Source organism: Atlanticothrix silvestris CENA357 (assembly GCF_016056295.1).
Taxonomy (GTDB): domain Bacteria; phylum Cyanobacteriota; class Cyanobacteriia; order Cyanobacteriales; family Nostocaceae; genus Atlanticothrix; species Atlanticothrix silvestris.
Genome location: NZ_JAECZB010000082.1, coordinates 1 through 11990 on the forward strand (window position 1 = coordinate 1; position 11990 = coordinate 11990).

8 protein-coding genes are annotated in these 11990 nt (G+C 38.4%); 2 read left to right on the top strand and 6 right to left on the bottom strand.

The window, feature by feature from the left end; genetic code table 11:
- Positions 1–95: 95 nt before the first annotated feature.
- From I8751_RS20865 to I8751_RS20875, 3 genes are all read right to left on the bottom strand, one after another.
- Complete coding sequence (locus I8751_RS20865) at positions 96–542, bottom strand: response regulator (RefSeq protein WP_214441025.1); 447 nt, start codon at positions 540–542, stop codon at positions 96–98.
- Positions 496–2793: a sensor histidine kinase gene (locus I8751_RS20870; RefSeq protein WP_214441026.1), complete on the bottom strand. Its 2298-nt coding sequence runs from the start codon at positions 2791–2793 to the stop codon at positions 496–498. Before I8751_RS20870 ends, I8751_RS20865 begins: the two co-directional genes overlap by 47 nt.
- Before the next feature lie 516 nt (positions 2794–3309).
- Positions 3310–4782, bottom strand: coding sequence for a dolichyl-phosphate-mannose--protein mannosyltransferase (locus tag I8751_RS20875; protein ID WP_214441027.1), 1473 nt, complete (start codon positions 4780–4782; stop codon positions 3310–3312).
- 169 nt (positions 4783–4951) lie between these two features.
- On the opposite strand from I8751_RS20875, the gene I8751_RS20880 reads away from it, so the two are divergent.
- Together I8751_RS20880 and I8751_RS20885 are read left to right on the top strand one after the other, a co-directional pair.
- Positions 4952–6601 (top strand): ABC transporter substrate-binding protein, encoded by a 1650-nt coding sequence (locus I8751_RS20880; protein ID WP_214441028.1) that lies wholly within the window; start codon positions 4952–4954, stop codon positions 6599–6601.
- 342 nt (positions 6602–6943) lie between these two features.
- On the top strand, positions 6944–7969 hold the full coding sequence (locus tag I8751_RS20885; RefSeq protein ID WP_214441029.1) for an ABC transporter permease: 1026 nt from the start codon (positions 6944–6946) through the stop codon (positions 7967–7969).
- Positions 7970–8065: 96 nt separating this feature from the next.
- Here the strand turns inward: I8751_RS20885 and I8751_RS20890 are convergent, their stop codons facing one another.
- The 3 genes from I8751_RS20890 to I8751_RS20900 form a co-directional block, all read right to left on the bottom strand.
- Positions 8066–8842: an SDR family NAD(P)-dependent oxidoreductase gene (locus tag I8751_RS20890; RefSeq protein WP_214441030.1), complete on the bottom strand. Its 777-nt coding sequence runs from the start codon at positions 8840–8842 to the stop codon at positions 8066–8068.
- A 110-nt stretch (positions 8843–8952) separates the two neighbouring features.
- Entirely contained in the window at positions 8953–9738 is a 786-nt protein-coding gene (locus I8751_RS20895) for an FHA domain-containing protein (RefSeq protein WP_214441074.1), read from the bottom strand.
- A 433-nt stretch (positions 9739–10171) separates the two neighbouring features.
- Complete coding sequence (locus I8751_RS20900; RefSeq protein ID WP_214441031.1) at positions 10172–11785, bottom strand: serine/threonine-protein kinase; 1614 nt, start codon at positions 11783–11785, stop codon at positions 10172–10174.
- Positions 11786–11990: the final 205 nt, after the last annotated feature.

The following is an 11990-nucleotide window of genomic DNA, read 5'->3' on the forward strand; positions in this document are numbered from 1 at the left end:
GGGTAAAGGGTTTGTTTCTTCATCCTTTACCCTTTAACCTTTCCCCCTGCTCCCTGCCCCCTGCACCTTGTCCTCTTTCCCCTGCTCCCCTACCCTCATTGCGACGGTAAGGTGACGATAGAAAGCCAAAAATCTTCAATTCCCTTAACAATTTGGAAGAGTTGGCTGAGGTTGCGAGATTTAGTGATGTAGCAGTTTACATGCAAGTCGTAGCTATAGAAAATGTCATCCTCGTTTTTTGAGGTTGTCAATACTACTACTGGTATGCGTTTGAGTACAGGGTCAGCTTTAATTTCGGCCAGCACCTCTCGACCATCTTTTTTAGGCAAGTTTAAATCCAGCAAAATCAAGTCAGGGCGGGGTGCATCAGCATACTCGCCCTCTTGGCGTAAAAAAGCCATAGCGTCCACGCCATCCCTAACTGTCACCACTTGATGCGGCACTAAGCTATTTTTTAAGGCTTCTTGAATTAAGCGGATATCGGCTTTATTGTCCTCAACCAAAAATATTGTTTTGTGTTTTTCTTCCGTTTCTACGCTCACGCTCACGTCCTCCGACTGGAATCGTAAAATAGAAGGTTGCGCCTTCACCTAGTTGTGACTCAACCCATATCCGACCCCGGTGACATTCAATAATCTTTTTGCATATAGCTAGGCCCATACCTGTACCAGGATACTCATCCCGCGTGTGCAGACGTTGAAAGATAACGAAAATGCGATCGCTAAATTGGGGATCAATGCCAATACCATTATCTCTTACCCAGAACAACCATTCATCCTCTAGTCTTTCTGCCCCTACATGAATTTGTAGTGGTTGGTCACTACGGAACTTAATGGCGTTGGCAATCAGGTTCTGAAATAGCTGCATCAGTTGCGTGCTACCAGCCATTACCGTCGGCAGAGCATCGTGGGTGATTGTAGCCCCAGTTTCCAAAATGCGTTGGCGTAAATTGCTGAGGGCACGTTCTAAAGCTGTCTCTACTTGAGTGGGTTGAAAAGCGATCGCCTGAGTATCCACTTTAGAGTATACCAGTACGTCATCAATCAACGTCTGCATGAGGCTGACTCCCTCTACAGCGTAGGTAATAAACTCATTAGCATCTTCGTCGAGTTCTCCTTGATAGCGCATCTCCAATAACTGCACGTAATTTGCTACTTGATTGAGTGGTTCTTGCAAATCATGGGAGGCGACGTAGGCAAACTTTTTCAGTTCGGCGTTAGAACGTTCTAAATCTTGAGCTAACTGGGCCAATTCATCGGCTTGACGTAGCACAATATTTACAATGGCTTTGCGTAGTTCTAAGGCTGCTTTTATTTCTACAGCTTGCCAGGGTAAAGAGGTGAGACGAACGGTTTCTTTCCACAGTTCAAATGATTTGCGCGGACACAGGCGCACATTTCCTTCTGTTTGGCTAACTTCAAATGCTTTATGAGGATCACCACCCCAATTAACAGTTTGAATTACTTCCGGTCGAAACCACAAAACATAATTGCGCCGAGAAATGGGAATTGCTAACAAACCGCTGGCAACATTCTTAAATCTTTCGGCATCTGGATAAATTTGTGGGAGAGAATCTGTGTAGAAAACTTCTTCATCAACGTTATTCTTTAACCACTGAACTAAATAATTGAGGTCTTCTTCTTTAGGAGTCTCACCAATTACTGTACAATGGTCGCCAAAACATACAGCGGCTCCTTGAGCGCTGGTTAAATTGAGGAGATTTGGCTGATATTTAACTAAACCATCAATAAAGTTTTCTTCTTGAGACATATATTCAACCAAAAGTGATTGAATATGTGTCAAACTCATTCGATAGTCGTAGTCTTCTGTTTCTTCTCTGGCTGAGATTTCTGAAAATATGACTCGCCCTAAAAATTCACAGGCTTTCCGCAACTCGTAAGAAACATATTTGGGTGATTGATGATGACAAGCAATTAATCCCCAAAGTTTTTGGTCTTTAATCAACGAGATAGTCAACGAAGCACCTACACCCATATTATGTAGGTATTCTGTATGACAAGAAGCAGCACTTCTAAGAATCGAGTTAGTTAAATCAACAGGGCGATCGCTAACCGGATTATTCGCAGGTAAAATCTGTACAGGTTCCGCGTAAGAATCCGGAATTAATCTAATTGAATTGGAAACAAATAATTTTCTGGCTGGTTTGGGTATATCCGATTCGGGATAATGTAGCCCTAGATATGGTTCCATGCTTGCTAGTTTTTCTTCTGCAATCACAGAACCATGTCCATCATCATCAAACTTATAAAGCATCACCCGATCAAATCCAGTGACTTTCCGCACTTCCTGGACAATTATTTGGCAAAAGTCGCGCAAATTAGATGTTTTTTCTAACTGATTAATGGAAGCTCTAGCCAGATGATAAAAGCTTAAAAAGGGAATATTTTCTCGCGAAATCGCGGGTTCTAACTCTAAAATCAAGAATCCTTCGGCATTACGGTGAAAAACTGCGTCGAATACTACGTAATCATCGCCTTTCTTTCTCACCCAAATTTTTGTGGGATTGATAAATTCAAGATTATCTTCTGATAATCCAGTTTTAATTCTCTCAATTTGGAAGGGATCAAGTAAATCTTCAAGCTTTTTGTGCAAAACATTTTCGGGATTAATGCCGAAAATATTCCAAGTATTACTACTAATTTGTAATATTTTTAGCTCAGGTTCCTCTAAAACTAAAAGCACACCGTGGGGCTGAATTTGTCTAAAAAAATGAATCGGAGCTTCTTTTAAGCTAGTTACATTAATATCGGGCAATTGTAAGTCTATTCCCATGATCATCCTCCATTATTTGGGAGCATCCAAAGTAGAGTATATATTCAGGTTGAAACACTACTTAGATGTTAGGTATATAATATTTCTTCGTTTTTACAAGTTGAACTAAATGAAATGATAAAGGCTGCAAAATCTGCCTATTATTTCTTCATTAGGCATTTTGGGTCAATTTTTATCTGATTATAGATATCAGATTCTGAATTTTTCTAACTTGATTAAATTTATAGTCCCTCAGTTAAATTTTGCAGTGTTTACTTTAAGTCACTTGCGATTTACAGTCTAACAGGCAGTAAAGCTTAATTACAGACAAGAAATATAAAAAAATAAGTGATTAGATAATATATCTAATATGTATTAATATTACAAAGCAATACATTTTTTATCAAAATCTTTAGATTATTTTGCTAATCCCAGCTAGAAACTCAGATTAAGTCTGCTAAAAATCAAGATAATTGGCGATTGATACCAGATTTGCCATAGCAACAATGCAACGAATTAACCTTGACACTATGCAAATTAAATCCAAGAGTTAAACCACATCCGCAGTTTATAACCTTCCGCAGAAAGCGGCAAACCTAAATAAACAGGCATCCAAAAAATAAAAGCAGCCAAAATAATAAAGGTAATAGTGACACCAACTACCCGAACTTGCTGATAATAACTGCGAAGACATTGATCTACAAACCAAGCGATCGCTAAAAATGCAAATATTACAGATGTCATGTAATGGTAGATAAAAACGCACCTTGTCACCTTCATCCAAGGTACTAAATTAACAGCATAATTGATCACTAAGTATAGGGCAATCCATGTATCAATACTTAGTGTCTTTTTAACAAACAAACGCTTGTGCTGCACAACATATATAATAATTTTTCCTATTAACAAACCTAATAAAAATATGATCGCCGTGAGACCAAACCACCACAAAAAAGGATTGCCCATTGCATGGATATCATAAATCACTTTTCCAGCACCAGAAGGCAAAGGAGGCCCCAGCACTGGTAGGGGATCAGCGGCACTTTGAGCCGTTTGATAATAATAGGCTATTGGTCGAGCCATCAAAGGCCATTTGTACCAAGCAGCACAATAAGGATGAACTTTGGCAGTATTACCACCAAGACGCTCGTGAAATGCCAATATTTGCTTGTGTACTTCTATAAATCCATATTTGGTATCTAATTGTAAGTGAGGAATCCAAATCACGCTGTAGACTGCAAGTGGAATAATTCCTAGAAAAAATATAATTTGTATAATATTTAGCTGAGTTAAATTTTGCAGCAAAGATTGCTGATAGCTTGGGAAATTAACAGGTAAATCATCTATAACATCCGTTGGTTGGTTTTTTATTATGACTATTCTTTGCCATATCCAACATATACTCCAAATGATATATATACCTAACAGAAAAAATAAACCATTCCATTTCGTAGCAACTGATGCACCAAAAGCTATACCAGCAAATATTAAGTAAAATATTCGTCTTTGTCTTTGGTTTGCCAATGCCAATAAGAACAATAACTGTCCTAACAAACCAAACAAAACTATATAAATATTAATCAGGGCATAGCGTGACTCTACAAGAAATATGCCGTCACAAGCTGTGAATAAGCCGCCGAGTAAAGCAAAGCTGCGACGATAACTTAACTGATAGGCAATACCAGCAACAATTACAGGAATAAATGACCCCAAAAGGGCATTCATCCAACGATAACTCCAAGGCGATCGCAGGGAACCTGTTAGCCCATTTACCGTCTCATGCCCAAAAGGAATATGACTACCTAGCCATATTCCAATCGCTATCATATATTTACCTAGTGGTGGATGACCATCAAAAAACGGAACATGGGTAAGATAGTTATTGCCAAATTTAGCGTAGTAGACTTCATCAAATACCAAAGTGTTAAATCTGTTTATTCCCCAAAACCGTAAGGCGAGTGAGAGTAGAAATATACCCGCAAGTCCAAGTTGGAACCACTTTTTAGTCATTGGTCATTAATCATTGGTCATTGGTCATTTTAAGCCCTGTGATCACAAAAATTAGGCCTATTACTTACGTTAATATGCATATCGCCCACATTAATTGTGAAAAATTTGGGGATATTATCCAAATGTATAGTATGATAACTGACCGCTAATTTCAAAAAATTTAAATAATATGACTTGGTTTTCTTTATCTGCAAGACGCTGGAATCGGATTACACAACTCTTATCTTTATTCTGTGTATGTTTATTTTTAGTTATTAGCTGTGCGCCTCGTCCACAAACAACGACCACATCTAGTTCTGGAAATAGCCCTACAGGAGATGGTCGCATTACTATAGGTACAACGTTAAAGCCGAGAACCCTCGATCCCGCTGACGCTTATGAGTTAGCATCTTTGGGTTTAGTAATTAATTTAAGCGATCGCCTCTACACTTACGAACCAGGAAGTACAGAAATTAAACCCCAGTTGGCTACAGCCTTACCTAAAGTCAGTCCGGATGGTCTAACTTACACAATCCCTTTACGTCAGGGAGTGGTTTTTCACGATGGAACTCCCTTTGACGCTGAAGCAATGACATTTAGCATCCAGCGCTTTATAGAAAATAAGGGTAAGCCCTCCTTCTTACTTGCGGATACAGTGGCATCAGTGAAAGCTACAGGCGACAATGAACTAACAATCCAGTTGAAAAAGCCGTTTGCGGCATTTCCTTCACTTTTAGCATTTTCTGGAGTGTGTGCAGTTTCACCCAAAGCTTACGAAATTGCACCTGGTAAATTTCAGCCGAATCTTTTTGTGGGGACTGGCCCATACAAGTTAGCCCAGTATGGTACAGATTCACTGCGATTTGATGTCTTTGACAAGTATTGGGGAGAAAAACCAGCCAATAAAGGTATTAACGTCCAAATTCAAACTAGTCCGGTGAATTTATTTAATGCCTTCCGCACAGGTGCAGTAGATGTTGCTTACCTATCTTTGCAACCAGATCAAATTCGTAGCCTAGAGGAAACTGCGAAAAAAGGAGATTGGCAAGCAATTAGTGCCCAAAGTAGCGTAGTCAGTTATCTGGTGTTGAACCGAAATCAGCAACCTTTAGATAAAGCAGAAGTCAGACAAGCAATTGCGGCCATAATTGATCGTCCATTAATCAATGAGCGAGTTTTATATAATCAAGCTGATCCGCTTTACAGCATGATTCCCACTACTTTTGATGTTTCCCAGCCATTATTTAAAGATAAATACGGCGATGCTAAATTTGATCAAGCTAAGCAATTATTGACTAGTGCTGGTTTCTCCAAAACAAACCCTGCAAAAATTCAAGTTTGGTATCCTTCTAGTTCACCAACTCGGAGTTTGGCAGCACAGACTCTTAAATCATTAGTTGATACCAAAATGGATGGCATACTTCAATTTGAGGTCATCACTGTAGAAGGGCCTACCTTTTTTAAAGACATCTCTAAGGGTTTATATCCAGCAGCTTTGCTCGATTGGTATCCAGACTTTTTAGACCCAGATAATTATATTCAGCCGTTTTTAGCTTGTCGAAAAGGTTCAGTTGCGAAAGGATGCGAAGATGGTGGCAGTCAAACTCAAGGTTCGTTTTACTATAGCGAAACCATGAATAAATTGATTGATCAAGAACGTAAAGAACAAAACCCCGAAGCGCGTCAAAAGATTTTCACAGAAATTCAAACACAAGTTTCTAATGATGTACCTTATGTTCCCCTTTGGCAAAACAAAGATTATGTATTTGCCCAAAAAGGTATTAGCGACGTAAAACTTGATCCTACTCAAAACCTGATTTACAAAACAATCAAAAAGTAGTCAATTAAAGGATGAAGGATGAAGTGTAAAGGATGAAGTGTAAAGGATGAGGTATTAAAGATAAAATCTTAGCCTTTTCTTTGATCTTTAATCTTGTAACTTCATCCTTTATTTTTCATCCTAGTATTCAGTAATCCGCTTTGCATCTACATCCTTTATCAATAGACATCTTGCATAAATACTTTGGTATTGCTGCAAATATCTTTAAAAGCTCGCGCAAAGGCAAGCCAGTGCGTTGGGTGGGTTCCCCGACTTGTAGCAACTGGCGCGCAAAGACGCAAAGGAGAACGCTAAATCAAGTTCTATATTTCAGTGTTTAAATATTCGTGCAAGAGGTCTAATATGTCTCGCTCTAAAGCTTTACAATATTACATTGTCTCCCGTTTATTGCTTGCTCCATTGCAACTGTTGACTATTATCACAATTGTCTTTTTATTACTACGAGCAACACCAGGAGATCCAGCAGATGCAATTCTCGGTGGACGTGCGCCAGAAGCTGCTAAAGAAGAACTGCGAAAACAACTGGGTTTAAATCTTCCCCTGTGGCTACAGTACTTAAATTATTTGGGAAATATACTGCGTTTTGATTTGGGTACATCTTTAACGAGTCGCGGACAAAATGTTTGGGACATAATTGGACAATATTTTCCGGCGACAGTGGAGTTAGCAGTATTTAGTATGGCGGTTGCACTTACTGTTGGTATTTTGGTTGGGACTCTTTCAGCTTCTCGTCCTGGGACATATTTTGATGTTGGGGGGCGGTTATTTGGGATTATCACCTACGCATTGCCAATGTTTTGGGCGGGAATGCTTTTACAGTTGATTTTTTCAGTTCAACTAGCTTGGTTTCCCAATTCCAACCGTTTTCCACCTAATCTTCCTGCACCCTCTACTATTACTGGACTCTATACAATTGATAGTTTACTTAGTGGTAACTTGAGCCAGTTTTTTACAGCTTTACACCATCTTGCCCTTCCTAGCCTCACTCTAGGTATTTTGCTCAGTGGGATTTTTGAGCGCATTGTAAGAGTCAATTTAAAACAAACCCTCAAAGCAGATTATGTAGAAGCAGCTAGAGCCAGAGGTATTGCTGAAAATAAAATTTTAGTCTCCCATGCCTTAAAAAATGCGTTAATTCCCGTGATCACAGTCTTAGGATTGACCTTTGCTTCTTTATTAGGTGGAGCAATTTTGACTGAGGTTACATTTTCCTGGCCTGGGTTAGCCAATCGACTTTATCAAGCAATTTCCGATCGCGATTATCCCACAGTGCAAGGAGTACTAGTATTTTTCGGTGCGATCGTCGTGAGTGCAAGCATTTTGATAGACATTTTAAATGCTTATGTTGATCCACGTATCCGTTATTAGCAATACAGTTTGATTAGCTTTTGTATCTATTTTAGAAAAGAAGGACTAAAGTCCTTACTACAAACTTATTCATCAAAGCTTGATCAAGAAGTATTCCTAACCTTTAAACTTTTTTGCCAACATAGTTAACAGAATTTTTCTTGGTACTAACTGAGCTAATAAAGTTTGCAATTGAGTACTAACATCACCGATAACCAGAGTTGGTTGCCCATTTTCTAAAGCTTTAAGGGATGCACGTACAACTTCTTCACTTGTAAACATTTGATTCGTACTTCCTGCTAAACCTGGAGGAAAGTTAGCTTCGGCAAAAAAATTTGTTTCTATAGGCCCCGGACAAGCAACGAGAACGCGGACACCATAAGAACGATTTTCGGCCCATAAAGCTTGGCTAAAACTGAGAATAAAAGCTTTGCTGGCAGCATAAACAGAAAGATATGGCATTGGTTGAAATGCAGTGATTGAAGATAAATTAATTATGCTGCCAGAATGTCGTTGCCGCATTAAGGGCAAAAATTTATGGGTTAAATCAACTAAAGTTAAAACGTTTAATTGTACAATTTTAAGTTGTCTTTCTATGTTGCTTTCTGCAAAGTCACCATAGTCACCAAAACCAGCATTATTGATTAGTAAATCAATTGTTAAATTCTTGCTTTTAGTTGCATCAAATATCCCAGCAGATGCATTCGGTTCGGTGAGGTCTTTAACTATAACATCTACTTGAATGTTATGTTGCTCTTGTAATTGTTTGGCTAGTTGATGAAGCTTTTCTTCAGAACGAGACACAAGAACAAGATTTGTCTGACGCGCAGCTAGTTCTTCAGCAAAAGCTTTACCAATACCACTAGATGCACCAGTAATTAAAGCAGTTGGCATCTGATTGCTTAAATTTTTATCTACCTTATAAATACTAACGATATTTACTGCATATTTTAACTACCCAGAGTGATACGCCAAAAAGCTTATACAAGCTATTAATTATTGGGTTATTTAGGATTAAATGATGTTGACCTACTAAAAAAGCGATCTAAAATTTCTGATTGTTGCTCTGTATTTAAACTTGTATGATAATCATCCAAATTTTTAGCTAAGCTTAGGTCTTGGGAAATCTCTAGAGTTTTATTTGATTTTTCAGTTTTTAGTTTTTGCAACTTACCAACAATACCACCTACTGTTTCATCTGTACCTCCCCCTCGTGGTACAAGCTGCATCAGTAACTCCATTGCAACGGTTGGTAATACACGACTGGAATCACTAAGGAAAAAATCAAAAGTCATACTACCTAGGCGGATGCGATCGCCATCTTTTAGTTTGATCGGCTCATGGGTGTGTTCACCATTTACAAAGGAGCCGTTTGTACTGTTGAAGTCGATTAAGTAGAAACCTTCATGCTCAATATATTGAATTGCAGCGTGGCGACGAGATAGATATTGATCACGAATGCAGATACCACTGCTGCGATCGCGACCAATTGTCCAAATTTGTTGGGGTTGTTGTAAAGTTTGTGTCTGATTTTCGTACAAGTTAGTTATTACATAAACAGCAGAGTCATCCATTACACCCTGTAAGTAATGCGTTTTAGCCCTCTTAAGAGACGGCTGATATAGGTTTTCTAATTGAAGAATTTCATCTAAAAGAGTACTATGTTGCTCATATAACTTGAGAAATATCTGATATAAACTTAATTGCTGCTCTAATTCCTGACTCTGCAATTCACTGGTTGCTGCTAAGTCTTTTACTACTAATAAATGTAATCTGCTAATTTCTGACATCATAAATCTTCTATTTCAATCCAATAATCAGGAATAATTATCTTTTTTACCGCCATTATCAAACATTAAAGTTTGGCTTTTGCCTAATAGCAATCTTCATCTAGGTAAATATAATGAAATGTTCCTATAAAAGAATTATTGTGATACTTTATTTTTTATTGTAAAGTATGTTTATTGATTTTTAACAGATAGGAATTTTTAACAGATAGGAATTATTAAAAATATTTTAATAAAATTTTAAGAAATATGAGAATAATTTTATTGCCATAACAACGATCACAACCGTAAAAATGCTTAGCATTCAGGTTGCATAATGCGGTAATTGAAATCGCACTTAATAGGTAGTATTGAAAATTTACTTAAAATAATTTTTGAATTTTAATTTTTAATTTGAAATTGACTTTATCTAAAATTCTAAACTTCAGTCTTCTAATTATAACAAGCCTCGTTTACCATTGGGACGTATTGTCATCCAATTGGTCTTCGCCAGTGCTAGTTGTTCATCAGAAATTTTGGCACCACTAAGATTAGCACCACACAGATTAGTTCCCCGGAGATTAGCATTACTAAGATAAGCATGAGTGAGGTCGGCACCTCGTAAATCTGCCCCTTCTAAATCAGCATGGTTGAAGTAAGCTTTGCTCAAATTAGCGTCTTTGAGATTAGCTTTAGTGAGACTAGCTCTGCCAAAGTCACTATTGTAGAGATTAGCTCCTTGGAGATTGGTTTTTTGCAATTGAGCAGAATGGAAATTTGTTTCAGATAAGTCAACACCTTGGAGATTCAGTAGATTTAAATCATGTAGAGCAAAATCTCGTCTCCCCTTCAAATAGGCTGTAAGTAAACCTTGGGTATCTAATTTGCGTCCAACTTTAGAATGTTGAGTTTGTGAACCATTACTGTTGCTATTAGGCAAAGATGTTGATTTGCCTATTGCAGATCCCTGACGCATTCCTCCTGGTTCTAATCCAGATCCTTCTGCGATTTTGGCTCGTCTGGCTCGAATGGCTGCTGCTACCTGGGCTAAACCAGTTGCAGCAACAGAAGGATTGCTACATAAAATAGCAGAATCTTCCAAACGGTGATATGTTCTTTCTTTAACTTCAATATCAGATTTAATTAGTAACCCCTTAGATAAACTTTCTAGATATGGTTCTATTTCTAATGCCCTAAGTACTTCTTGGGCTGACTGATAGCGATTACGTACAGACACATCTAACATTTTGCGTAGCACACTAATCAAGTGGTCACTGACTTGCACTAGCTGCTCCCACATCATCTCGCCTGTAGTGGGATTGTAATCTATATCTTTAGGAGTTTTACCAGTTAATAAATAAATGCATGTTACGCCTAATGCGTAGATATCACTAGCGTAAACTGGACGCATAGCCATTTGCTCTGGCGGTGCAAACCCAGGAGTACCAATTGCATAAGCAGTTAATGCTGTCTGTCCAAATTGGTTGGTTGCGGCTTGGCTAACTTGATTTTTGACTGCACCAAAGTCAATTAACACCATTCTGGCATCTTGAGTACGGCGAATTAAATTGGCTGGCTTGATATCACGGTGAATTACATTTTGTTCGTGGATATATTGCAGCAATGGCAAAATCTCACTTAAGAATTGTTTGACCCCAGTTTCGCTCAAGATGCCCTTAAGTTTAACTTCTTGTTGCAAGGTAGCACCGCTGATGTACTCCTGGACTAGGTAGAATTGTTCTTGCTCTTCAAAATAGTCAAGTAACCTTGGTACTTGAGGATGATTGCCAATTTGGCCTAGAGTTCTGGCTTCGCGCTCAAACAGTTCTCGCGCCATTTGCAACACGTGTGGTGCAGTTGCTGAGGGACGCAGTTGCTTGATTACACAACTCGGTTCTCCAGGTAAGGCTTCGTCATTGGCTAAGAAAGTGGCTCCAAAACCTCCCTGACCTAATGGTTCAACTACCCGATAGCGATCGCGCAACAGTAGCCGTGAACCACAAGACTGACACCTTTGGATGTATGCCACATTTTCTGGATTTGGACAGATAGGATTTAAGCAGTAGCTCATGCACTGTCAACTCGCTGCACGAATAATCACGGGGAGTATTACACTCCCTTCCAATTATTTAGATAAAAATCAACTATTGCCAGGTGATTTTTGCTGGTAATTATTTGAAGAGTTACTAAAGTCAAGTGGAGAATACGTAAACCAATTTTAAAAAATAAAATTATTTATCGTAATGACACTTCTAACTATTGTCTAGGCTGTTTTT

Bases quoted from the DNA above. Each gene is read 5' to 3' on its own strand.
- I8751_RS20885 (WP_214441029.1), top strand. From the start codon at position 6,944: ATGTCTCGCTCTAAAGCTTTACAATATTACATTGTCTCCCGTTTATTG.
- I8751_RS20900 (WP_214441031.1), bottom strand. From the start codon at position 11,785: ATGAGCTACTGCTTAAATCCTATCTGTCCAAATCCAGAAAATGTGGCA.
- I8751_RS20890 (WP_214441030.1), bottom strand. From the start codon at position 8,842: ATGCCAACTGCTTTAATTACTGGTGCATCTAGTGGTATTGGTAAAGCT.
- I8751_RS20895 (WP_214441074.1), bottom strand. From the start codon at position 9,738: ATGTCAGAAATTAGCAGATTACATTTATTAGTAGTAAAAGACTTAGCA.
- I8751_RS20880 (WP_214441028.1), top strand. From the start codon at position 4,952: ATGACTTGGTTTTCTTTATCTGCAAGACGCTGGAATCGGATTACACAA.
- I8751_RS20870 (WP_214441026.1), bottom strand. From the start codon at position 2,793: ATGGGAATAGACTTACAATTGCCCGATATTAATGTAACTAGCTTAAAA.
- I8751_RS20875 (WP_214441027.1), bottom strand. From the start codon at position 4,782: ATGACTAAAAAGTGGTTCCAACTTGGACTTGCGGGTATATTTCTACTC.